Source organism: Sodalis sp. RH22, from assembly GCF_047324165.1.
Taxonomy (GTDB): Bacteria; Pseudomonadota; Gammaproteobacteria; order Enterobacterales; family Enterobacteriaceae; genus Acerihabitans.
Window position 1 is genome coordinate 732,033 of record NZ_CP178731.1, and the last position, 22,179, is coordinate 754,211.

Genomic DNA, 22,179 nt, shown 5'->3' on the forward strand with positions numbered 1-22,179 from the left:
GTTCACACCTCCAGCCTTAACAGGCGCGACTGTTCCGCAACCGCGCGCTCGGTGGGCACGCGGGGATGGGGCAGCGACATCTCGATGATTTTATGAATACGGCCGGGGTTGGGTTTGAGCAGCACTACCCGATCGGCCAGCACCACCGCCTCTTCCACGTCATGGGTGACCATCACCACGGTAACGCCTTTCAACTGCTGGATACGCAGCAGTTCGTTATGCATCACGCCGCGGGTTTGCGGATCGAGCTTGGAAAAGGGCTCGTCCATCAATAAAATTTCCGGCTCCACCACCAGGCTGCGCGCCAGGGCCACCCGGCTGCGCATGCCGCCGGAGAGCTGATGCGGCCAGGCGTGGCGAAAATCATGCAGCCCCACCAGCCGCAGCGCGTCGTCGACCTTTGCCGCGCGCTCGGCGCGCGTCAGCCGGGTATTCTCCAGCCCGAAATTAACGTTTTGCTGCACGCTGCGCCAGGGCAGCAAGCGGTCCTCCTGGAACAAATAGGCCACTTTCTCCCAATGGTCGAAGCGGGCGGCGGACTGGCCCTGGATAAAAACATCGCCCTCGTCGGGGGTCAGCAATCCGGAGAGGATATTGAGCAGGGTGCTTTTGCCGCATCCCGAGGCGCCGAGCAGGGCGAGGATTTCCCCCTCGCGTACCGCCAGGGAAATATTGTCCAATACCCGCAGCTGGCCGAAACGCTTGCCGATGCCTTCGGCGCGGATAATTTCCCCCGCCGCGGCATCCTGGGACCGCGCCGCCAACGTCATCAATGGCGGGTTCATAAGGACATGCTCCGCTCGAGGATCGGCAGGATCGCGCCGCCTTTGCTGAGCGTGGCGTAGACCTTTTCCATCGTCATCACCTGGAAGGTCTCGATATGGCGGCGTGCGATGGTCTCCACCCGCCGGGCATCGCCATCGATAAACGCCTGAATCATGGCGTTATGATCGTGCTTGATCTCGGGTTTGGTTTTCTGCACGTTAAAGCCCAGCGCCACCAGCCGCGACATTTCGTCCATAAGGCTCGACAGGGTGCGGATCAGGTGGTTATTGCCCGACGCCCGGGCGATGGCCAGGTGAAAGCGCTTGTTGGCGTTCATAAAAACATCGATCTGTTCCGGCAACGGCGCATGCAGCTCCACACGGCAGGCCGCCTCCAGCTCGCGCAGTTCCTGGATATCGACACGGCCTACCGCCAGCCGCGCCGCCAGCGGTTCCAGCTGGACGCGCAGGGTGAAAATCTCCTCGACGTCCTGCACGGTAATCGGCGCGATGCGGTACCCTTTGCGCGGACGCGATTCAACCAGATGCTCATGGCACAGCCTCGCCAGCGCCACGCGGCAACTGCTTTTGCCGATGGCATAATTTTCCATCAGCTCCGGTTCGGTAATCATGGAGCCCGGCAGCAGGCGGCAGCAAAGAATGTCGTGCCTGATGCGGTTATAGGCGACATCACCCAGGGGTAAATCCGCTGTCTTGCTTAATAATGGCATGTGACCGTCTCTTCCTTTGCTTGTGAGCTGCTCACTGATTAACTCTGGGGCGCTTAATAAACCGCAGTGTAGGATGAGTTAAGCGCGGTGATCCAATATGAAAAAGTGATATCTTATGCCGAAAATAAGCTAATCTGAGCAGCTCACAATATCGCGCCGACCCATGGCGGGACTTCAGATAAATATCGGCTATCGTCAGCAATGAATGTTATTTGACGGCCCGGGCCGCCTGCCGCTTTAGTATTAAGACGCAAGCTAAAGGGGTATTAAAATGACGCATTATGTTGACCTGCCCGGCGCCGGCCGGAACCGAAGCCGAAGCCGTAAAGTGGCGTTTGCCGCGTTTATCGGCACCACCGTGGAATGGTATGATTTTTATATTTACAGTACCGCCGCGGCGCTGATTTTCAGCCATACCTTTTTTCCGCCTTCATCCAATCCACTGTCCGGTTTGTTGGGATCGTTCGCCGCTTATGGCGTGGGCTTTTTTGCGCGCCCGCTGGGCGGTATCATTGCCGGCCATTTCGGCGATCGGGTCGGGCGCAAACGGGTGCTGGTCTCCTCCCTGGTTTTAATGGGCGTCGCGACGCTGCTGACCGGGTTATTGCCTACTTATGCCGTCGCCGGACTGTGGGCCACCGTCCTGCTGGTCTTGCTGCGGTTGCTGCAGGGTATCGCGACGGGGGCGGAATGGGGCGGCGCCTCGCTGCTGTCGGTCGAGCACGCCACGCCGAAAAACCGGGGATTTTTAGGCTCTTTCACGCAAATCGGCTCGGCGGCCGGCATGCTGCTGGCGTCGGGCACGTTTCTTATCGTCAGGGCGTCGATCAGCGCGGACGCCTTTGCCGCCTGGGGTTGGCGGCTGCCTTTTTTGTTCAGCATCGTGCTTATCGGCATCGGTATTTTCGTCCGCCTGCGTATTGACGAACCCGAGGCTTTTTTGCGCGCCAAGGCCGCCGGGAAAACACAGCGCTTTCCCGTGGCGCAGGCGATCCGCCGGCATCCGCGCGGGTTGCTGGTCACCATCGGATTACGCCTGGCGCAGCCGGCGATGTATGCCATCCTAACCACGTACGCGCTGAGCTACCTGGTATTAAAACGCGGCGACGCCACCATGGCGCTGACCGCCGTTCTGGTCGGTTCCGCGGCGGCGATTATCGCCACGCCTTTCTGGGCGCTGCTCTCCGACAAAATCGGCCGCCGCGCGCCGGCGGTCTTCGGCATCCTGGGCATCGGCATTCTGGTCTGGCCGTTCTTTTGGTTTTTGGACCACGGCAATCTGACGTTTCTGCCGCTGGTGGTGGCCGTGGCGCTGGCGGTGTTCGACGCCGCGATATATGGACCGGGCGCGGCCTGGTTTTCGGAGCAATTTCCCATCGAGGTGCGCTACAGCGGCGTCTCCATCGGTTATCAGGTAGGGACGCTTATCTCCGGCGGCCTGACGCCATTTATCGCCACCTATCTGTTTTCGGTGGGTGACGGTTCGCCCTGGCTTATCAGCGCCTATATCTCGTTTTACGCCCTGTTAAGCCTGATTGCCGCCTTCGCCGCGCAAGATCCGGTGCGGGATGGCCGTAACGCGGCACGCGCCGCGCCGGCGGGCGCCGTCTCGTTAGATGCCGAGGATCTCGCATGAGCCATCAACATGATGCCGATATTTTGGCGACGCTTGAGGCCGCCAGTCCGCATGCCGCGGCGTTCAGAAACCTGTCCCGCAGGCATTGGAACAATGGGGCGCTAAGCAGCAGGGATAAACATCTGGTGGCGGTGGCGGTCGCGCAGGTGACGCGCTGTGCTTATTGTATTGAACACCATGCGCGGTTGGCGCGCCGGCTGGGCGCCGTCAGGAACGACGTCTTGGCCGCCGCCTATATCACCGCGGCGCTGGAAACACTGCCGGGCGGCGATATCGATATTAGCGCGGACGGCGCTATTAGTGTGCGATCATCGCCGTTGAGCGGACTGCCGGTGGAGAACGACCGCACTATTTTCGTTAATACCCTGCTGAGGGAACCGACGCTGCCGCTGCCGCTGCGTTATGTGACCGCCGCCGCGGTGGCCCTGGCCAAAGAGCGGGAAGGGCTGCGGCTGGCGTTTCACCAGGCGGCGCTGCGGGCCGGGGCGCTGCCGCAGGCGCTGGAAGAGGGGTATGCGGTGGCGTTGGTGCTCCGGGCCGGAGCGGTATACGCGCATACGCTGGGCATTGCGAAAGCGTTCGAATAAACCCGCGCGCAGCCCGGGTCAGGCGCCGGCTTCGGCCCCCAGCAGCGCCAAGGCCCGGGTGCGCAAGGCGATAAGCGTGGGATGATTACGCCTGCGCGGATAGGGCAGTGCGACCGGGATGGTTTCCAGGATACGCGCGGGACGCGGTCCGAACACCACGACCCGGTTGGCCATCAGCAGCGCTTCCTCCACGTCGTGGGTGACCATCAGCACGCTGTAGCGCTTTTCCCGCCACAGGCCGACCAGTTCCCCCTGCATACGGATGCGCGTCAGCGAGTCCAGCTTGCCCAGCGGTTCGTCCAGGATCAACAGACGCGGGTCGTTGACCAGCGCGCGGGCCAACGCCGCGCGCTGCGCCATGCCGCCCGAAAGCTGCCGGGGATAGGCCTGGGCAAACTGCGCCAGCCCCACGCGTTCCAGCACCCCATCGACCCGCCGCCGGCCCCGTTCGTTAAGTAATCCCTGCGCCTGCAGGCCCAGCGCCACGTTTTGCCAGACGGTGCGCCAGGGAAACAGCGTGGGATCCTGGAATACCACCACCCGCGCCGGATCGGGCCGCCGAATAGGCTCGCCGTCTTCCAGCAGTTGGCCGGAAAGCGGATTTTCCAGGCCGGCCACCAGCCTGAGCAGGGTGGATTTGCCGCAGCCCGACGGTCCCAGCAGCGCGATAAACTCGCCGGGCGCCACGCTGATTGAGACCTGCTCCAATACCGGCAATAGCCCGCCGCCAAGATCAAAACCATGGCTGACCCGGTTTATATCCAGTCGCAGACCGGCGCCGGCGCCTGACGGCGTAAAGGTGGACGGAGCGTCGGGCTTATTGATGATCAGGGTCATATGCTGTTTCCTTAAATAAATAGCGAAAGCTTATTGCCGCATAACGATAATTACTTTATGCATATATATCCGGCACTTTTTTCTTCCCCTAACGTAACGCGGTAAAAATTCCATCACAAGCGCACCTATGGTCTAATTAATTATATTTAATTCCAGAATGATATTTACTTATTGAGAATTGCGGCGTAGTTATATTGTCACTTCATCTGCTGAATTAAACGTTTTAGCCGGCAAAGGTAAACGTTAATAATATGCTAAATATCGCCAAACAATGTTAATTGATAATAACATTTATCCCCTGTCAGGCAGCTTAAATGAGAATGGGTTTGATTAATATACTTTATGGCTACACACATTTGAGTATATTCATTGGGAACGCATTTATAAAGAATAAAAACGCATATACCCGCAGCGGATAATGTCGCCGTCATTTTTTGGCTTCTTTATCGGCCAGGCTATATCGCCAAAAATTACCGGGAGGTTATATGACATCCGAGGCATGGGAGCCGGCGGCCTCGTCCGCCGCGGCAGTCTCTGCGCGAGGGCAAGGGCAGGACTTGGGGTTCTGGACCATGGGCTTTTGCGCCGCCGTCGCCTGGGGCGCGGTGGCGGCGCTGATGATTCTCTGGCCGGATAAACCGGTCGGTTTTGCCCGCCCGCTTTATATTGCGCAAACGCACGCCCTGGCGGCGGGCATCGCCCTGTTATTATTATTGTTTTCCCTGGGAGAACGCCTGCCGCTGCTGCGCTTGATTATCGCCCCGCTAACGCGCCATGTCCGGTCCGGCGGTAAATGGTTTTTTGCCCTGGCGCTGTTTGTCGCGGCCTGGGAGGTGTCGACCGCCAAGCTGGCATGGCTGCCGGCGCCGTTTTTCGCGCCGCCGCATGCGCTGGTGGAAGCCTACGCCACCGATTGGCTCCGGCTGGGCGACAGTCTGCTGCACTCCCTGCGTTTGCTGTTCTTCGGTTTTTTATTCGGCAGCCTGAGCGGATTTTTAACCGGCGTCGCCATCGGCTGTTCAAAAAGTCTGGGATATTGGCTGCACCCGATATTACGGTTTCTTGGGCCGGTGCCGTCAACGGCGTTATTACCGCTGACGCTTTATTTCTTTCCTTCCAGCTTTTCGGCGGCGATATTCCTGATTGCCCTGGCCACCTGGTTTCCGGTGACGGTATTAACCTGGTCCGGCGTGGCGAGCGTCGATAAAAGTTATTTTGACGTGGCCCGCACCCTGGGCGCCAAACCCCTGTTTCTTATTACCCGGGTGGTTATTCCAGCGGCGCTGCCGCATGTGTTCGTCGGCCTGTTCATGGGGCTGGGCGCCTCTTTTTCGGTACTGGTGGCCGCCGAAATGATGGGGGTGAAATCAGGCCTGGGCTGGTATTTGCAATGGGCGCAGGGTTGGGCCGCTTATTCCAATATGTACGGCGCGCTGATTGTAATGGCGTTATTATTTTCCACCTTGATAACGGTGCTGTTCGCCGTGCGCGATCGTTTGCTGGCCTGGCAGAGCGGGGCGGTGAAATGGTAATTATTGCGGGTTTCGGCACCCATAAATAACGCCGCAAATCGTATTTTTTATATTTTCTTTCGGGAGTCATGATGGCGAATATTAAGGTTACAAGACGGCATTTTTTGCAATCGGCGGGCGTATTGGGCGGCGTGGCCCTGGGCGGAGGGCTATTCTCCGGCTTACCCCTGGCCCGGGCCGTGGGCGCACCCGTCGCCGCGCCGCTGAAAACCGTGCGCATCGCCTGGCATCAGGCCGGCATTTGCCAGGCGCCGATTTCAGTGGCCTATAAAAAGGGGTTTTTCACCAAGTACGGCTTGCAGGTGGAAACGGTCAACTTTACCGACGGCGATACCCCGCTGGTCGCGCTGTCAACCGGCCAGGCCGAGGCCGGCATCGGCATGGCGCTGCGCTGGCTAAAACCCCTGGAGCAGGGGTTTGACGTCGCCCTGACCGTGGGTACCCACGGCGGCTGCATGCGGCTTATCACCGCCAAAAACAGCGGCATTACCCAGGTGCGGGATCTGGTGGGGAAGGCGGTGGCGGTAAGCGACCAGGCAAGCCCGGTAAAAAACTTTTTCGCCATCCAGCTGGCTAAACAGGGATTCCATCCCGACAGCGATGTCAATTGGGTACAATATCCCGAACAGTTGTCCGGCGAGGCGCTGCGCAAGGGCGAGGTACAGGCGATTGCCGCCACCGACCCGCAGGGCTGGCTGATCCGTGAACGCGACGATCTGTTCGAGGTGGCCACCAACCTCAGCGGCGCTTACCATGATCGCACCTGCTGTGTACTGGCGCTAAGCGGCGCGCTGGTGCGCAACGACCCCGGGACCGCCCGGGCGATAACCCAGGCGGTGGTCGACGCCCAGCAGTGGGCGGTGGATAATCCTGAAGAAACCGCCGAGATCTTCGCGCCTTTTCTGCCCAGCACCATCAGCGCGGCGCAGGTCAAGGCCATCCTCGCCGAGCATACCCACGGCCACCACACCACCGGCCATCATCTGCGCGCCGAGCTGGCGGCCTACGTGGATGAACTGAAAACCATTAACGTCATCCGGGCCGATACCGATACCCGTACGTTTATCAATAAAACGGTGCCCGATATTTTAAGCGCGTGACGCCGTCAACCGGCGGTGAGTAAAAATTCCGCCAGCACCATGGCGTGGTTGCGCAGCGTATCCCGCGAGGCATAAAGTAACGTGACATCCCCCGTGGCGGCGCGCGTAGCCAGGGGGCGCCACGCCGCCTCATTGTCCCGCAGCTCCTGGCGGTAAGCGGCGCGGAAACCGTCATAGTCCAGCAAAGAGGCATGAAACGCCTGCCGCAACGCCTGCGACGGCGCGACCTCTTTGCACCATAAATCCATCGGCAGGGCGTTTTTTTTCACCCCGCGCGGCCACAATCGATCAACCAATACCCGGTAGCCGTCGCCGGGTTCAACCGGTTCATAAACGCGTTTGCAATAAATCATCCCGCCTCCGTCGCGACCAGCGCGGTATCGCCTTGGGTGCCGTACCGCGCATGCCTTATTATGCGCAGCGTTCCCGCCGCCCCGCCATCATGCAGCAGCGCCGGCGGCGAAAGCAATATCACCGCGCCGGTTAAACAGCGGCGCGCGCGATGCCGTTATCCCTGAACAAGGTTTTTCAGCCTGCCCGGGTCCTGGCCGGCGCTTTTGCTTTACCCCGCCGGCGGCCGACAGGAAGGCGCTGACCAGCATGGCGTGCGTCAGGCGCGCCGGCCGGCTTCCAGGGTCTGCGCGGTCCAGGCCGCCACCTGTTCACTCAGCGTCAAGCCAAGACCGGGACGGGTGGGCACCAGCATGCGGCCGTCCTTGATCGCCAGGCGTTCATTAAACAGCGGTTCCAGCCATTCAAAATGCTCCACCCAGGGTTCGGTCGGATAAGCCGCCGCGAGGTGCACATGCAGCTCCATGGCGAAATGCGGGGCAATCATCAGGCCGGCATGCTCGGCCAGCGCGGCCACCTTCAGGTATGGCGTAATGCCGCCGACTCTCGGGGCATCGGGCATCAGGTAATCCGCCGCGCGGTTTTTGATAAATTCCCAATGCTCGGCGACGCTGGTCAGCATCTCGCCGGTGGCGATGGGCGTGTCAAACTGCGCCGCCAGGGCCGCGTGGCCTTCCGCGTCGTAACAATCAAGCGGCTCCTCGATCCAGATAAGGTTCAGCGCTTCGAAATGGCGGCACATACGCTGCGCGGTGGGGCGGTCCCACTGCTGGTTGGCGTCCACCATCAGCGGGAAGCTGTCGCCAAGATGCTTGCGGATGGCGCTGACCCGCTGAATATCCAGCGCGCAATCGGGCTGGCCGACTTTCAGCTTGATGCCGCCGATGCCCTTTTCCCGCGAAATATCGGTGTTTTTCATCAGCTGATCGAGGGGAGTGTGCAAGAAGCCGCCCGAGGTGTTATAGCAGCGCACCGAATCGCGCTGCGCGCCCAGTAGACGCGCCAGCGACAGGTTGGCCCGTTTGGCCTTCAGGTCCCATAGCGCCACGTCAAAGGCGCCGATGGCCTGGGTGGCCAGCCCGCTGCGCCCGACCGACGCGCCGGCCCAGCACAGCTTGTCCCACAGTTTGGCGATATCGCTGGGGTTCTCGCCGATAAGCACCGGCGCAATTTCGCCGGCGTGGGCGAACTGGCCGGGTCCGCCGGCCCGTTTTGAATAACTGAAACCCAGTCCTTGATGGCCGTCGCGGGTTTCGATTTCGGCAAATAAAATGGCGATTTCGGTCATGGGTTTTTGCCGGCCGGTAAGCACCTTGGCATCGCTTATCGGATTGGCCAGAGGCAGGAATACCGAGGAAACGCGTACCCAGCTGATGGTATCGTTATCCGCGCATTGAGCAGTGGATGGGGTAATGGACATCATACATTCTCCTGTGAAAGGGATAAAAGTTAGGATTGTTTTGCACCGGCGGCGAAATGTCCGGCGCCGGGCGTCGCCGCGTCCTCGCTGTCGAGGCGGCGCAGCCGGCCGACGATAACCAGATAGGCGAAGGCGCCGAGCAGGCCCATGGCGGCGACATACACCAGCGCCCAATCAAATGAACCGAATTGCTTGATCATCACGCCGATGGCGATGGGGGTAACGATGCTGGCCAGGTTGCCGCACAGGTTAAACATGCCGCCGCTGATGCCCAGGGCGTGCCGGGGGGAGACATCGCCGACGATGCACCAGCCGAGGTTGCCCACGCCTTTGGCGAAAAACGCCAGCGACATCACGGCGATGATCAACGGAACGGATTGCACATAGTTGGCGATAACGATGCTGCTGGATAATAACAGGCCGCAGATAATGGGGGTCTTCCGCGCCGCGGTCAGGCTGAAACCGCGGCGCAGCATCCAGTCGGACCAGGCGCCGCCGACGATACCGCCAAGACAGCCGGCCACCGCCGGGATGGCCGCCGCCAGTCCCACCTTGAGGATGGTCATGCCTTTGGCCTCGATAAGATAGGTGGGAAACCAGGTCAGGAAGAACCAGGTGATGGAGGTCAGGCAAAACTGCCCCAGGTAGATGCCGAGCATCATGCGATTAGCGCCGATGGTCCTGATCTGGCGCCAGCTGAACGGCGTCGGCGCCTCGCCGATGGACGCCAGGCCGCCGCCGGCTTCGATATAATCCAGCTCCGCCTGATTGACCCGTTTATGTCTGGCCGGGTCCCGCACCACATAAAACCACAGCAGGCCGATCAGGATGCCGGTACCGCCGGTAAAGAAAAACACATGCTGCCAGCCCCAGGTACTGAGCAGCCATAGCATGACAGGGGTGAAAATCGCCAGCGCGGCGTACTGCGCGGACTGGAATACCGCGGTGGCCATGCCGCGCTCGTGCCCGGGGAACCACATCACCGTCAGCCGGTTGTTGGCGGGGAAGGCCGGTGATTCCGCAATGCCCATCAAAAAGCGCAGGACAAACAACGCCAGCAGCGCGGAGCTGAACAGATCGACAAAACCCTGCAGAAAGGTCAGCACCGACCAGGCGATCAGGCTGATGCCCAGCACCAGGCGCGAGCCGAAACGATCGAGGATGATGCCGCCTGGAATCTGCATGCCGGTGTAAGCCCAGCCAAAGGCGGAGAAGGCGATGCCCATCGACACGGCGTCGAACCCCAAATCTTTGCGCAACATGGGCGCGGCGATGGACAGGGTGGCACGATCAACATAATTAAAAATGGTCACGAGAAAAATCATCGCGAGTATCAAATAGCGAACATTCGTCTTCGCCGGGACGGTGTTATTGTTCACGTTATTTCCTTTTTGTAGGGTACCAGGCGGCGCTGGGTAGATAAAAAGGAGATGGGGTTCTATATGATTGCGCAATCATTTACGATCGCGGGAACACCAGGTCCGATGACTGACACCGATCATGCTAATATGATTGCGCAATCATTCAATAAAAAGACCTGTTATTTGTGAGCCAATTCATATTAATTTTGTGGTGCCGCGTTCGATCAGGCTAAAACCGGTGTCGATGCGCAACGGGGCGGGCTCCTGGTTTTTAGCGTTAAAACGCACCAGCAGCGCCTGGGCGACCAGCAGGCCGATCCTGGCGCCGTCCACCCTGACGGTGGAAAGGGCGGGAAAAACCTGCGCGGCGCTGGACAGATCGCCAAAACCCATGACCGACAGCTCATCCGGCACCCGGATTCCCCGGCTGGCCGCCTCGGCGAGCACCCCCTCGGCGATGGTGTCAGAGCTGCACACGATAACTTCGGGTAAGCCGTGCTGCGCCAGAATGCGCGTTAACCCTTCGCGCCCGGAGGCCAGCGTGGCGGGAGCCGGCATAATCTCGATGGAAACGTCATGCACGCCGCAGGACGCCAGTTCGGCTATCACGCTGCGGCTGCGGCGTAAGCCGCGCGCGTCCTCGAGGGTGAGCAGCGAGAAGCGCCGGTAGCCGCGCTGGAATAAATGATTCGCCACCTCGATACCCACCTGCTCATGGGAAAAACCGATCTGCATATCGATGGGCGCGTCGCTTAAGTCCCAAATCTCCACCACCGGTATGCCCGCTTTGCGCAGCTTCTCGCGGCTTTCATCGGTATGCAGCGTGCCCGCCAGCACGATACCGTCGGGGCGGCGGCCCAGAATGGCGTCGAGCAGTTGCTCCTCCCGCTCGCTGGAATAGCCCGTCAGGCCCAGCAGGGTTTGGTAACCCTCGGCGGTCAGGCTGTCCATCAGCGCCTGCACGGTATCGGCGAAAATGGAGTTGGCGATGGTGGGGACAAAAATGGCAATCAGCCGGCTTTTGCTGGTGGCAAGCCCTCCCGCCAGCATATTCGGCACATATCCGGTGGCGCGCACCGCGGCGAAGACTTTTTCCTGGGCCGCGGGGGAGACCAGCTCCGGGCGGTTCAGGGCGCGCGACACAGTGATGGGGGAAACGCCGGCTATCCTGGCGACATCGATAAGGGTGGGACTTTGCGCCGACGCGCTGGCGGCGTTTTTAGTGGATTTTTTTACCATAATTACCGTCTTGTTTAACTGCCGTTTCCGCCAAAATACTGCCTTTACCCAACCCCTGATCCTGGCATGCCGCCATGGCAAGGCCATCATTGGGCAATAAAAGGCGTCTTGGACATTACCGGTAAAAGAGTAACACATTGCCATGGGAGTATCAGCGGCGGGGGCTATTTATGCGGCTTGCTTCTGAAGAATATCAGCCTCTTGCATTCCCTTGAATCATTTTGGAATAGCGCACTGAAGCACCGTCGGCGGCCTGCCGCTTAAAGATAAAAGCATCGCCATGGTTGAGACGGGCCGGCGCCACCGGTGTTACCGGACTGCTGACTGCGTTCCCCGCCCTTATTCTGCTCAATCTGCGGGCCGTTGGGGAACATGCCGCTTATTATGGGTGCCTGTGCTGGGCGCCGTTATCGACGGAAGTGTCAACGTTTGCTTTACGGCTAAGGTATGCGAAGCCGCTGCGCATCTTTACCGCGAGCGCTTTTTTGGCAATGAGATATGGCGCCAATATCATAAAATGAGGATGAGCGGGGCGCTATGTCCTTATCAAATTAATCGGGTTGAGTAACTGTTTATATATTTCATCAATACATATTGACATTAACCAGAAAAATGTACCAGAGTGGAGTGGCTGACGCTGATGATTTTTTATCAGCGCGCCGCGTAGGCTGTTATAGATATATTATTTAATGCTTTTAGATGCGTCATTAAAATATTCCACATGAATTATTCCACATGTGTTTAATTTGAACATGGTTTCCAATAATAATAAATAAAACTATTAAGCGTTCTTTGATGCGCAGCAACGAGCGTAATAAGAATGTATCAAATAATGCAATAAGAATGTAATAACAAGTGCGCTAAAGGATGCGATTATGGCATGGAGCAGACCTATGGATAACACTGACTCTAATGGGCGTATTATTTATCGCTCTAACAATCCAACCCGGCTTTGGTGCTATACCCCTTCAATAGTAAAAACGACCAGCGGCAGGCTGGTTGTGACCATGGATCTCGGTGGCCCCGGCCTGGATAACCAGGAAGCCAGCAACGGAAGCCGTACAAAACGCCGCGGCATAGGTAAAATATTTATTTCCAACGATCAGGGCCGGCACTGGGCTGAGCAGGGATCCTTTCCCTTCTGGCACGCGCGGCTGTTCGAATGCCAGGGCTGCCTTTACATTATCGGCAACGCTGGCGATCTCTATATCATCAGATCGCAGGACGACGGCTTGACGTGGTCGGCGCCGGCGGCACTGACCCGCAATCAATTGTGGCATGGTTCTGCGACGAATATATTGCAGGAAAACGGCGCTATCTATATGTGCATGGATTTAAGAACCGATTTGGGCATATCCGGCTGGAACGTCGCGGGGCTGACGCCGGTCGTACTGCGGGGCAATGGGCGTGATAATCTGCTGGACAGGTCGGCCTGGACATTTTCCACCGGTTTTTCCTTTAACGAAAAATTCAACTATTGCGCGGCGAGCTTCGGGGAGAATTTTGGTATTCCCTTTTATCCTTCCGAAACCGCCGGTCCACGATCCCTGATGCCGACCATCAACGCCTCCCCGCCAGGCTGGCTTGAGGGGAATGTGGTCCGAATAACGGATCCTAAACATATCTGGCACGATCCCGCGAATGCAACGCTTTACATCATCATGCGCACCAATACCAACGGCAGCGGTTATGCCGCGGTGCTTAAAGCGGTGGAGCAGCGGGACGGCGGTATCGCCCTGCAGGTCGTTACCGCGCCGTCGGGCAAGTTATTATCGTTTATCCCGTTTCCCGGCGGCAGCCTGAAATTTTTTATCACATACGACACCCTCACCCACTTGTATTGGATGGCATCTTCAATAATCACAGACTCAATGTGTAAATTATCCGCCACGCCGCAGGGAAGGTATAATTTACCGTCGAACCAAAGAAATATTTTAGGGCTTTATTATTCATCCAATTGCATTGATTGGGTGCAGGCGAGCGTTATCAGCAAAGGTGAAACAGAATATCACGCCAGGAATTACCCCTCTTTTGTCATTTCAGGACAGGACATATTTTTGGTGGCGCGATCCGGCGATTGCTTTGCAAAAAATGGGCAATATACCAACCTAATCACATTTCACATTATCAAAGACTTTCGGTCACTGGTGATTTAGCAAAAGGAGGATGAATGAGCATGAATTATGCCATTTCCGACGCGCTGTATAAAAAAGCGTCGAATGTTATTCCCGGAGGCGTGTCCAGTAATAATCGGGCCAACTGGCAACCGCACCCCCTGTTCTATCAAAAAGCGCGAGGGGCATATGTATGGGATGTCGATGAAAATAAATACATAGATTATGTCCTGGGCCGGGGGCCGTTAATTACCGGTCATTCCCATCCCCGTATCCTTGACGCCATTGCGCAGCAATATCAGGCGGGCCAATTTTTCGCCGGGCAAACCGAACTGGAGATTGTCCTGGCGGAAAAAATAAAAGCCTTGGTGCCCGGCGCGGAGATGGTCCGCTTTTGCAATTCCGGCTCGGAGGCGGTGCATGTCGCGCTGCGCCTGGCCAGATCCGCCACCGGCCGTGAAAAAATCATCCGTTTCGAGGGGCATTACCACGGCTGGCTCGACAATATCGCCTGGGGATTCAGTACCCCGGAAGACACCGCCCAAGATACCGGCGCCCTGTTAGCCATGTCGCGTGGGCAACCCGCCGGCGACGCCGGTAATATCCTCGCGTTACGCTGGAACGATACCGACGCGCTGGAGCGCGTGTTAGCCAGCCAGGCCGGGGATATCGCCGCGGTGGTGACCGAGCCCATCATGTTTAACAGCTTCTGGAGCAATATCCTGCCGGAAAAAAACTATCTCGCCAGAATGCGGGAGCTGTGCGACCACTACCGTATTCCGCTGATATTCGACGAAATCCAAACGGGTTTCAGGACAGCTATAGGCGGCGCCCAGGCCAGGTATGGCGTAATCCCCGATATCGCCACTTTCGCCAAGGCGCTGGGCGGTCCGGTTTGCCTGGCGGCTGTCGGCGGTAAAGAACAGTATATGCGATTGCTTGCCGGCGCCCAAACCTTGCATACCGGTACCTATAATGCGTTCCCGCCTTTCCTTGCCGGCGCAATAACTAACCTGGAAATACTCGCCGATAACGGCGGCGCGGAGCTGGCTAGGATTCATCTGCTGAGTGAGTCGCTGCGGGCGGGATTACAAGACATTGCCGACGGCACGGCGTTGCCCCTGCAAGTCAGGGCAAGTCCCGGCGCGGTGACCACCACTTTTCGGGCAGCGCCGGCGGTTGCCCGCGATTATCGTACAGCTCGGCGTGAACTCAGCCATCCGCTGCTCGTCATGTGGCATGCGGCATTGCAGGCGAGGGGCGTCAGGATTACCCCCGAGGGACTATGGTATGTCTCCACGGCCCATTGCGCCGCTGATATCGACTACACCCTTGAGCAAGCCGCCGCCGCGGTTGCGGCGCTGGAACAGACGGGGGGGCTCGCATGAGCGGAGCGTGCGTAAATACCGTAGCGATACTACTGGAGCCGGGGCGGTTTTCTTTTGCCAGCCGTCAGCTTGAGGAAGAGGTCGCCCCTGGTTATGTCAGGATAAAAATAAATTATTGCGGCGTTTGCGGTACGGATAAATCATTTTATCTGGGCCACAGGAACGAAGGCTATCCCGTATCGTTAGGGCATGAACATTGCGGTGTGATCAAAGCCGCCGGCGCCGGCGTAATCAACTTGCAGCCAGGCAGCCAGGTGGTTATCGACCCCAACTTTCGCTGCGGTCAATGCCATTATTGCCGGCAAAAAAAAGGCCATCTTTGCGTCAGGGGCGGTGAGCAACATTATACCAACCGTGGGTATGCCGGGTACATAGACATCCATTATTCGTACGTCCATAAATTACCCGCTTACCGGAAAGATCATATCGGCGCGCTTGTAGAGCCCCTCTCGGTGGCGCTTCATGCCGTGGCGTTAAGCAATGTATCGGGCCGTAAAGGCGAAATATTGGTGCTGGGCTGCGGCGGGTTGGGGAGCTTGCTTATTTTCGCGCTGCTCGAAATCACCGGGGCCGATGTTTATATCCATGATCATAATGATTATAAAGTCGACCAATTACGAAGCCTGTATCCGGACCGAATCAAGGCCCCCATGGCCGGGCAACGCTTTCAACTTATATTCGAAGCGACCGGCGCTTCCCGTGGCTTTCGCCAGGCTTGTGATCTACTGGATAAATGTTCCAGGCTGGTGGTGCTCAGCAGATACCATGCCGATGAGCCGTTTATTCCAGAACGATTACCCTGGAAACAGCCTGAAATCATATTGTGTCATCTGAATGGCGATAGTATCCATATGGCCGACGCCGCGGCGCTGCTGGCGGATAATTGGAGTACGCAGCATGATAATTTACTGAGTTTTCATTCGCTTGAGGATATTAATAATGTTTTTGCTAATTATGGGAAAATTAAATCCAATAAAAAAATCATCACGCATGAGCAGCTTTAAAGCGCGATTCAACCGAGGATAATATGAATATCGTCACGATTATTCCCAGCCGGTTGGCCTCAACCCGGCTACCGAACAAGGCGCTGGCCGATATTAACGGCCTCCCTATGATTGTTCACGTTTGGCGGCGCGGCATAGAAGCCGATCTTGGGCCGGTCATTGTCGCCTGCGGCGATAAAGCGATTGCCGGGGCCATCCGCGACGTGGGAGGTGAGGCGGTCATGACCGATCCACGGCTTAACAGCGGGTCTGACCGGGTATTTGCCGCACTGGAAGCTGTCGACCCGGCAGGCAAATATGAGGTGATCGTGAACCTGCAGGGAGATATGCCCACGGCCAATCCCACGATGCTGACAACGCTGGTGGCGCCGCTGCGCCGCCCCGGCGCCGAAGTGGCGACGCTGGCATCGGTTATCGCCGCCCCGAACGAGCGGCTTTCCGATAGCGTGGTTAAGGTGGCCGTCTCTATGCCGCCGGGAAGCAAGGCCGGACGGGCCATCTATTTTAGCCGCAACACTATTCCCTGGGGCGGCGGCGAGCATTATCACCATATAGGTCTGTATGCGTACAGGCGCGATGCTTTGACCCGCTTTTCCCAACTGCCGCCCAGTCCGCTGGAACAGCGGGAAAAACTGGAGCAACTGCGGGCATTGGAGCACGGCATGCGCATCGATATTTCCATTGTGGATGTCAATCCCCTGGGCGTTGACACCCTGGATGACCTTAATATAGCGCGCAGTCTCCTGGTCTGAGCCCGCGCCATCATGTTATCAGGAGGAGAAATATATGGATAAGCAAGCGATACTGCATATTGGCGGCAGGGTTATGGTTAAAGAAGCCGATGCGTTATATGCGATAGCCTCGTCACTCGGCAACTCCGGCTTTTATGAGGCGGTTAATTTAATTCATGCGTCCACCGGCCATGTCATTATCCTGGGCGTAGGGAAGAGCGGGCATGTCGGGCGTAAAATTTGTTCCAGCCTGTCATCCATAGGCACACCAAGTTTTTTTATCCATCCGGTTGAAGCGAAACATGGTGACTTGGGCATGATTACCGCTGATGACATTATTCTCTTAATTTCATATAGCGGCAGAACCGATGAAATCATGCAGCTTGTCCCTATTTTACATGAACGCGGCGTACCGATAATAGCGATAACGGGGAATAGACTTTCACCCCTGGCGGAAAGTGTGGATATTACCATTGCCTTTGATATCAAGGGCGAGGCCTGTTCCTATGATATCGTGCCCACGGTGAGCGCGAGCGCCACGCTTGCTATCGGGGACGCCATGGCCATTGCGCTTATGGAATTGAGAGGATTTTCCGCGCAGGATTTTTCCAAAAACCATCCGGCGGGCCATTTGGGCGCGCTGTTGGCTGCAAGGTAATCCTCCCTTTTACCCCTTCGCCCTGCATCAGAGATAGCGTGGTGCTGGTGGTTGAAGCACGCCTTCCGGCGTGCTCCCGGCAGTTAATGCGCCGGCTGCGCCGCCGCTGCCGGATCGTGTTTTTTGCAGTCCGTGAGCGCGCCGCAATAGGCATCCAGCAGTTTCAGCGTGACGCCGTTGGTCCAGCCGAAGCCGTCCTGCAGCGCATATTCGCCGCCGCCGCCGCCGCCCAGTCCTTTGCCTTCGACCACATATTTTTCCACCAGCTTGTGCTGCGCGTCATACAGATTTTGCACATTTTTAAGAAAACGGGTGCCGATGGACTGCGCCAGGGCGTCCTGGCCGTAATTTTGCAGCCCTTGTACCGCGACCCACTGCAGGGGCGCCCAGCCGTTGGGCGCATCCCATTGCTGGCCGTTATTGACGGTGGTGGTGGTTAATCCGCCTTCTTTCAGCAACTGGTCGCGCACCGCCTGCGCGGTGCTGACCGCACGCTCGCGCGGCGCGATACGCACAAACAGCGGGAATACCGTGGCGGCGGTGATCGGGCGGGTGATTTTTTTCTGCCGCCAGTCATAATCGGTGTAATAACCGTCCTGCTGGTTCCACAGCACGCGGTTGATGGCGTGGCTGCGCGCGTCGGCCAGCCGGGTATAGCGCAGTTCGTCCCCGGACGCGCCGGCGGCCTTGCTGGCGCGGGACAGCGTCTGTTCCAGATGGAACAGCAGGGCGTTCAGATCCACCGGGATAATGTCGGTGGTATGGATAGTGGCGAGATCATGGGGATCGGTCAGCCAGCGCGAGCTGAAGTCCCAGCCGGAGGCGGCGCCGGCGCGCAGGTCGCGGTAGACTTCCGCCGCCGGCCGGTTTTTCGCCCTGGCGGCGGTGGCGATATCCTCCATCCAGGACTCGGTGCGCGGCACGTCGCGATCGTCCCAATACCGGTTAAGCAGGCTGCCGTCGTCCAGGCGCACCACGCGTTCGGCGGCGGCGCCCTTGGCGAGGCCGTCGGCGCCGCGCATCCAGTAGTCGTATTCCTTTTTCAGCTGCGGCAGGTAGCGCGCATACACCGCGTCGCCTTCCTGCGCGGCGAGCAGTTCCACCATAAACGAGAAAAACGGCGGCTGGGAGCGGCTCAGGTAATAACTGCGGTTGCCGTTGGGGATATGACCGTAGGTATCGATTTCATGCGCGAAATTATCGGTCATGTTTTTGACCCGTTCCCAGTTGCCGCTTTCGGCCAGGCCCAGCATGGTAAAATAACTGTCCCAATAATACACTTCCCGAAAGCGGCCGCCGGGCACCACATAGCTTTCCGGCAGCGGCAGCAGTGAATCAAAGGGCGGCACGCTATCGGTTTTACGGGTCAGCACCGGCCAAAGCCCGTCGATATGCGCCCGCAGGGTCTGTCCCGCAGGCGGCTGGTAGGGTTTGCCTTCGCTGGGCAGGATAAAATGGGTCGCGACAAAACGCTTGAGATCGAACCCGGCCTGGGCGTGCTGATCCTGATACTGCGCCAGGATGGCGGCGGGGTTCTCCCGCGGCACCGCGTCGGCAAAGGTTTTCTGATCGGGGAAAATTCTGGCCTGCTGCACCGCCTCGAACAACGGCCCAAAAAGAATATCGGGCGGCAGCACCGCCGCCGCGGGGGCCAGGGGACCGGACTCGACCGGCTGGGGCGCGGCCATGGCGGTAACGGCGGGGCCGGCACCGGCCGCCAGAACTATCGCCAACAGTATGTTCCTTAATCCAACTGAATAAGGCGCCAGCATGGGTATCTCCTTTTGAATAGGGCGCCGCCCGCCATTGAACCGGCCGCGGCGCGGGGAGGGCATTGTTATGCCTTTGAATAGACAAGATTTAGCAATTTTAGCCGGATTTAACGCCGGCGATGGGATATTTGACCAAAAATGGGGGCTGGTTCAAAGTATTGGCGGGATAATTCTATTTCCAGCACTCTATATCTTTTATCGTTGAGTTATTTTTTCCTGCGGTATCCGCTTATTGTTGCGTATGTTTCATCAGATCGGCGGCGCGGGTATAATAATGATAAGAGTATTTATTTTGCGAACATGTTATTGTAATTTACTGGAAAATAATTTCTTATTAATATTAAATATAATGAATATTTCTCAGCGTTTGCAGGTCATAAATCGCTTAACGTCTTAACGGATAATTCCGCACTATTCATGGCGAATATTCCCTGACCACAGGATAAGCGTTAAGCCGGTCCGGAGGGTGTCCAGCCGGCAGGGGCAACCCTGCCCGGCTCCAGCCCGCGGGGCCGGTAATGGACAACCGCACCGGCGACTATCGCGTTATGGCAAGGTCAAGCGGGGCGGCGCCCGGTTTCAGCGTCTGCGGCTCCCTGCCGGCGCGGAACAACACCGCGTCGTAAGGCCCCGCCAGCCGCGTCTCGCCGTCGGCGACCGTCAGCCAGTCGCCCTCCGGCAGGCCGATCACGGTCATCTCCGGCCGGGCACGCAGCAGCTCGGCCAGACGCTGGTTGCGCGTTTCCCCCTGATGTCCGGCGGGCAACTGATTGGTATAGTGGGGATTGATCTGGTAGTCCACCAGTCCCAGGGACGCAAAACCGCCCGGATCGACGATCGGCATATCATTGGTGGTGCACAGCGTGGGGCAGGCCAGGTTGGCCCCGGCGCTCCAGCCGATATAGGCCGCGCCCTGGCGCACGCGCTCGGTGATGGCCCCCAGCAGCCCGCGCTCGCGGCAGCATTTCAGCAGATGAAAGGTATTGCCGCCGCCGACGATAATCACCTCGGCGCGGGCGACCGCCGCCGCCGCGTCATCCAGCGTGTGTACGCTTGTCAGCTCGATGCCCAGCGGCGCCATGGCCTGGCGTACCTTGGCGGTATAATCGTCCCATGCGACGGTGACGCCGGCAAAAGGTACAAACAGCGCCTTGCGGCGGTTCTTTAACAGCGCGCGCATCGGATCGACGGCATGGGCCAGATAGCCGTGGCCGGGCAGCACCGAATTACTCAGTAACAGCAGTTCCATACATCCACTCCTTAATGAATTACCATGGCGGCTTTGCCGGTCGCGGCGCCATGGCTTCCATGGCTACAGTAGGGCGGCCAGCAGGCGGGCCAACAGGGCGTTCGATAATATCACCGGCAGGCCGGTGGCTTCACGCACTATCCGGCGATGCTGTTCGGTATAGCCCATGCAGTCCATGACAATCACGTCCGCGGCCTGGGTCTTCAGCGCCAGGGCGGCGGCGGTCAACTGCTGCGGCGTACTGTTGTACGGCGACGCGGCGGCATACACCGGCGGACGCGCCAGGGCGCGCCATTTTGCGCCTTCGCTCGCCATCTGCTCGGGCAACGGCACCAGGATGCCGGCCTGGCGCCCGTTCGTCAGCGCCGTTACCACCGGCGGCACCAGCAAATCGGGTTCCAGCAGCCAGGCCTGCCCACAGCCCAGACCGTGGAATTCACCGGTGCATAACAGCGCGATGGTGCGGCAGCCCACATGTTCAAGTTCATTGAGTTTTGCCTGGACCGCCTCGCGAACCGCGCTTTTACCCAGGATCACGGCGCTGCCGTCCAGCAGCCGGGTCGTCAGCACCGCCTCGCCGGGCCGGACGGGAAAGCGCCGGGCGATAGTGGCGTGATCCAGGCCGTCGAGCACGCCCAGATGGATGCATTCCACCCCCGCGGGCAGGTGCTCGGTCAGGATAGGGGTAATATCGGCGCGCGGCGCCTGGCCGATGGTCAGGGTACCCAGTAAGGTTGCGGACATAACGACCTCGCTTATTGACGTTGCTGTAAATGGGCCAGGGAACCATACAGTTCCAACAGGCGGGCGTATTCGGCGCTATCGTAAAAACTGCAGGTGCCGCGGGTAAACTCCTTGGCGACTTCCACCACGAATTTGGCGGCGGCGGCGATATCGGTTTCCTGGCTGGCGCCGGTGCCGCAGCCGGGTACCGCGCTTTGCGCGCAAATGGCCACGCCCACCACCGGCGCCGCCGTAGCGATGGACGGCTGCAGGATACTGTTGAGATGGAAAACGCCGTTGCCGTAGGGAGTAATATCCTGCGTGGTAATGGGAAAGGTCACCGGCAGCCGTCCGCTGGTCATTTCCATAATGCGCAGCAGATCTTCCGCCACGCGCAGGATGTAGCCCTGTTTCACCGTGGGCGACAGGGCAAACCCATTATGGTTGATGATACGATTACCCTTGGTGGTGTCGATGGACAGCACCGCGTCCATTTCCGGCAGCACTTCCTGCGCGTTCATCTCTTCGGTTTCCACCGGCGAATCCATAAAATCCACCGGCTCATGCGGCCGGGTCGGCGCGTCGGGGCAAATATGGGTGGTGATGATCACATCGCCGGGCAGGCTATCGCCCTGGGTTTGCATATGCGCAAGCTTAACGGCGGCGGCGATGGCGGCTACGGCGCCGTCGGCGTCGGATACCAGGCCGATGCGGGTAGGGCGCGCGCCGATGCCGCCCAAACGCCCGACAATACCCAGCGTGGGAGCCGCGCCGCCGCCGCGTTTCCCCTGGGTGCCGGGGATAACGACTTTGACGAAATCGGTTTTGCCCTTGGGGCCGCTGATTTCGGTAATGCTGACCTGGGCCGCGGGATAGCCGGCCAGCAGTTGCGCCACCGTCTGCCCGCTGGCAAAGGCGGAGTCGAATGCTTCAAATACGTGCAGGGTCTGTAATAAAGTCATAAATATCTCTCAACGAAGGG

Annotated in this window: 20 protein-coding genes and 1 pseudogene; 10 read left to right on the plus strand and 11 right to left on the minus strand. The window is 58.6% G+C overall.

Annotated elements, in window-relative coordinates; translation table 11 throughout:
• Positions 1 to 2: 2 nt before the first annotated feature.
• Positions 3 to 785 (minus strand): ABC transporter ATP-binding protein, encoded by a 783-nt coding sequence (locus ACL2XN_RS03395; RefSeq protein WP_413723045.1) that lies wholly within the window; start codon positions 783 to 785, stop codon positions 3 to 5.
• Positions 782 to 1,495 (minus strand): GntR family transcriptional regulator, encoded by a 714-nt coding sequence (locus ACL2XN_RS03400; protein ID WP_410014676.1) that lies wholly within the window; start codon positions 1,493 to 1,495, stop codon positions 782 to 784. Before ACL2XN_RS03400 ends, ACL2XN_RS03395 begins: the two co-directional genes overlap by 4 nt.
• 271 nt (positions 1,496 to 1,766) lie before the next feature.
• Between ACL2XN_RS03400 and ACL2XN_RS03405 the strand changes: the two genes are divergently transcribed.
• Positions 1,767 to 3,131 carry an MFS transporter gene (locus tag ACL2XN_RS03405; protein WP_413730292.1) on the plus strand — a complete coding sequence of 455 codons (1,365 nt, stop codon included), beginning with the start codon at positions 1,767 to 1,769 and terminating at the stop codon, positions 3,129 to 3,131.
• The gene (locus tag ACL2XN_RS03410) at positions 3,128 to 3,718 is read left to right on the plus strand and encodes a carboxymuconolactone decarboxylase family protein (RefSeq protein WP_410014678.1); all 591 of its coding nucleotides are present in this window, start codon (positions 3,128 to 3,130) and stop codon (positions 3,716 to 3,718) included. Before ACL2XN_RS03405 ends, ACL2XN_RS03410 begins: the two co-directional genes overlap by 4 nt.
• Before the next feature lie 18 nt (positions 3,719 to 3,736).
• Here ACL2XN_RS03410 and ACL2XN_RS03415 read toward each other — a convergent pair whose 3' ends face one another.
• Complete coding sequence (locus tag ACL2XN_RS03415) at positions 3,737 to 4,549, minus strand: ABC transporter ATP-binding protein (RefSeq protein ID WP_410016799.1); 813 nt, start codon at positions 4,547 to 4,549, stop codon at positions 3,737 to 3,739.
• A 491-nt stretch (positions 4,550 to 5,040) separates the two neighbouring features.
• Here ACL2XN_RS03415 and ACL2XN_RS03420 point away from each other — a divergent pair, with 491 nt between their 5' ends.
• Together ACL2XN_RS03420 and ACL2XN_RS03425 are read left to right on the plus strand one after the other, a co-directional pair.
• Positions 5,041 to 6,087, plus strand: coding sequence for an ABC transporter permease (locus ACL2XN_RS03420; RefSeq protein WP_410014679.1), 1,047 nt, complete (start codon positions 5,041 to 5,043; stop codon positions 6,085 to 6,087).
• Between the two features lie 68 nt (positions 6,088 to 6,155).
• Complete coding sequence (locus ACL2XN_RS03425) at positions 6,156 to 7,187, plus strand: ABC transporter substrate-binding protein (RefSeq protein ID WP_410014680.1); 1,032 nt, start codon at positions 6,156 to 6,158, stop codon at positions 7,185 to 7,187.
• Positions 7,188 to 7,192: 5 nt separating this feature from the next.
• On the opposite strand, the gene ACL2XN_RS03430 is transcribed toward ACL2XN_RS03425, so the two are convergent.
• The 4 genes from ACL2XN_RS03430 to ACL2XN_RS03445 all read right to left on the minus strand — a co-directional run bounded on the left by ACL2XN_RS03430 (position 7,193) and on the right by ACL2XN_RS03445 (position 11,558).
• Positions 7,193 to 7,540, minus strand: a complete 348-nt coding sequence (locus tag ACL2XN_RS03430) for a DUF488 domain-containing protein (protein WP_410014681.1) — start codon at positions 7,538 to 7,540, stop codon at positions 7,193 to 7,195.
• Between the two features lie 257 nt (positions 7,541 to 7,797).
• On the minus strand, positions 7,798 to 8,961 hold the full coding sequence (locus tag ACL2XN_RS03435; protein ID WP_410014682.1) for an L-talarate/galactarate dehydratase: 1,164 nt from the start codon (positions 8,959 to 8,961) through the stop codon (positions 7,798 to 7,800).
• A gap of 26 nt (positions 8,962 to 8,987) precedes the next feature.
• Positions 8,988 to 10,283, minus strand: coding sequence for an MFS transporter (locus ACL2XN_RS03440; RefSeq protein ID WP_413731060.1), 1,296 nt, complete (start codon positions 10,281 to 10,283; stop codon positions 8,988 to 8,990).
• A 231-nt stretch (positions 10,284 to 10,514) separates the two neighbouring features.
• Complete coding sequence (locus ACL2XN_RS03445; protein ID WP_413730294.1) at positions 10,515 to 11,558, minus strand: LacI family DNA-binding transcriptional regulator; 1,044 nt, start codon at positions 11,556 to 11,558, stop codon at positions 10,515 to 10,517.
• A gap of 1,007 nt (positions 11,559 to 12,565) precedes the next feature.
• On the opposite strand from ACL2XN_RS03445, the gene ACL2XN_RS03450 reads away from it, so the two are divergent.
• The 6 genes and pseudogenes from ACL2XN_RS03450 to ACL2XN_RS03475 all read left to right on the plus strand — a co-directional run bounded on the left by ACL2XN_RS03450 (position 12,566) and on the right by ACL2XN_RS03475 (position 17,453).
• Positions 12,566 to 13,714: a sialidase family protein gene (locus tag ACL2XN_RS03450; RefSeq protein ID WP_413728182.1), complete on the plus strand. Its 1,149-nt coding sequence runs from the start codon at positions 12,566 to 12,568 to the stop codon at positions 13,712 to 13,714.
• A gap of 14 nt (positions 13,715 to 13,728) precedes the next feature.
• Positions 13,729 to 15,060, plus strand: a complete 1,332-nt coding sequence (locus ACL2XN_RS03455; protein WP_413728183.1) for an aspartate aminotransferase family protein — start codon at positions 13,729 to 13,731, stop codon at positions 15,058 to 15,060.
• A pseudogene (locus tag ACL2XN_RS03460) lies at positions 15,057 to 15,407 on the plus strand (alcohol dehydrogenase catalytic domain-containing protein); the annotation flags it as partial. The gene ACL2XN_RS03455 and the pseudogene ACL2XN_RS03460, both read left to right, overlap by 4 nt.
• Before the next feature lie 159 nt (positions 15,408 to 15,566).
• Positions 15,567 to 16,064 (plus strand): hypothetical protein, encoded by a 498-nt coding sequence (locus ACL2XN_RS03465; RefSeq protein WP_413731071.1) that lies wholly within the window; start codon positions 15,567 to 15,569, stop codon positions 16,062 to 16,064.
• 23 nt (positions 16,065 to 16,087) lie between these two features.
• Entirely contained in the window at positions 16,088 to 16,816 is a 729-nt protein-coding gene (locus ACL2XN_RS03470; RefSeq protein WP_413730295.1) for a 3-deoxy-manno-octulosonate cytidylyltransferase, read from the plus strand.
• 34 nt (positions 16,817 to 16,850) lie between these two features.
• Positions 16,851 to 17,453: an SIS domain-containing protein gene (locus ACL2XN_RS03475; protein WP_410014689.1), complete on the plus strand. Its 603-nt coding sequence runs from the start codon at positions 16,851 to 16,853 to the stop codon at positions 17,451 to 17,453.
• A gap of 83 nt (positions 17,454 to 17,536) precedes the next feature.
• On the opposite strand, the gene treA is transcribed toward ACL2XN_RS03475, so the two are convergent.
• The 4 genes from treA to ACL2XN_RS03495 all read right to left on the minus strand — a co-directional run bounded on the left by treA (position 17,537) and on the right by ACL2XN_RS03495 (position 22,159).
• Complete coding sequence (gene treA / locus ACL2XN_RS03480; RefSeq protein ID WP_413730296.1) at positions 17,537 to 19,225, minus strand: alpha,alpha-trehalase TreA; 1,689 nt, start codon at positions 19,223 to 19,225, stop codon at positions 17,537 to 17,539.
• 538 nt (positions 19,226 to 19,763) lie between these two features.
• Positions 19,764 to 20,474 (minus strand): dipeptidase PepE, encoded by a 711-nt coding sequence (pepE, locus tag ACL2XN_RS03485; protein ID WP_413730297.1) that lies wholly within the window; start codon positions 20,472 to 20,474, stop codon positions 19,764 to 19,766.
• A 63-nt stretch (positions 20,475 to 20,537) separates the two neighbouring features.
• Positions 20,538 to 21,218: an AroM family protein gene (locus ACL2XN_RS03490; RefSeq protein WP_413723034.1), complete on the minus strand. Its 681-nt coding sequence runs from the start codon at positions 21,216 to 21,218 to the stop codon at positions 20,538 to 20,540.
• Between the two features lie 11 nt (positions 21,219 to 21,229).
• Positions 21,230 to 22,159: a DUF1177 domain-containing protein gene (locus ACL2XN_RS03495; protein WP_413730298.1), complete on the minus strand. Its 930-nt coding sequence runs from the start codon at positions 22,157 to 22,159 to the stop codon at positions 21,230 to 21,232.
• Positions 22,160 to 22,179: the final 20 nt, after the last annotated feature.

Bases quoted from the DNA above. Each gene is read 5' to 3' on its own strand.
- ACL2XN_RS03470 (WP_413730295.1), top strand. From the start codon at position 16,088: ATGAATATCGTCACGATTATTCCCAGCCGGTTGGCCTCAACCCGGCTA.
- ACL2XN_RS03435 (WP_410014682.1), bottom strand. From the start codon at position 8,961: ATGATGTCCATTACCCCATCCACTGCTCAATGCGCGGATAACGATACC.
- ACL2XN_RS03455 (WP_413728183.1), top strand. From the start codon at position 13,729: ATGAGCATGAATTATGCCATTTCCGACGCGCTGTATAAAAAAGCGTCG.
- ACL2XN_RS03490 (WP_413723034.1), bottom strand. From the start codon at position 21,218: ATGTCCGCAACCTTACTGGGTACCCTGACCATCGGCCAGGCGCCGCGC.
- ACL2XN_RS03420 (WP_410014679.1), top strand. From the start codon at position 5,041: ATGACATCCGAGGCATGGGAGCCGGCGGCCTCGTCCGCCGCGGCAGTC.
- ACL2XN_RS03410 (WP_410014678.1), top strand. From the start codon at position 3,128: ATGAGCCATCAACATGATGCCGATATTTTGGCGACGCTTGAGGCCGCC.
- ACL2XN_RS03425 (WP_410014680.1), top strand. From the start codon at position 6,156: ATGATGGCGAATATTAAGGTTACAAGACGGCATTTTTTGCAATCGGCG.
- ACL2XN_RS03405 (WP_413730292.1), top strand. From the start codon at position 1,767: ATGACGCATTATGTTGACCTGCCCGGCGCCGGCCGGAACCGAAGCCGA.
- ACL2XN_RS03445 (WP_413730294.1), bottom strand. From the start codon at position 11,558: ATGGTAAAAAAATCCACTAAAAACGCCGCCAGCGCGTCGGCGCAAAGT.
- pepE (WP_413730297.1), bottom strand. From the start codon at position 20,474: ATGGAACTGCTGTTACTGAGTAATTCGGTGCTGCCCGGCCACGGCTAT.
- treA (WP_413730296.1), bottom strand. From the start codon at position 19,225: ATGCTGGCGCCTTATTCAGTTGGATTAAGGAACATACTGTTGGCGATA.
- ACL2XN_RS03475 (WP_410014689.1), top strand. From the start codon at position 16,851: ATGGATAAGCAAGCGATACTGCATATTGGCGGCAGGGTTATGGTTAAA.
- ACL2XN_RS03450 (WP_413728182.1), top strand. From the start codon at position 12,566: ATGGATCTCGGTGGCCCCGGCCTGGATAACCAGGAAGCCAGCAACGGA.
- ACL2XN_RS03495 (WP_413730298.1), bottom strand. From the start codon at position 22,159: ATGACTTTATTACAGACCCTGCACGTATTTGAAGCATTCGACTCCGCC.
- ACL2XN_RS03395 (WP_413723045.1), bottom strand. From the start codon at position 785: ATGAACCCGCCATTGATGACGTTGGCGGCGCGGTCCCAGGATGCCGCG.
- ACL2XN_RS03440 (WP_413731060.1), bottom strand. From the start codon at position 10,283: ATGATTTTTCTCGTGACCATTTTTAATTATGTTGATCGTGCCACCCTG.
- ACL2XN_RS03430 (WP_410014681.1), bottom strand. From the start codon at position 7,540: ATGATTTATTGCAAACGCGTTTATGAACCGGTTGAACCCGGCGACGGC.
- ACL2XN_RS03400 (WP_410014676.1), bottom strand. From the start codon at position 1,495: ATGCCATTATTAAGCAAGACAGCGGATTTACCCCTGGGTGATGTCGCC.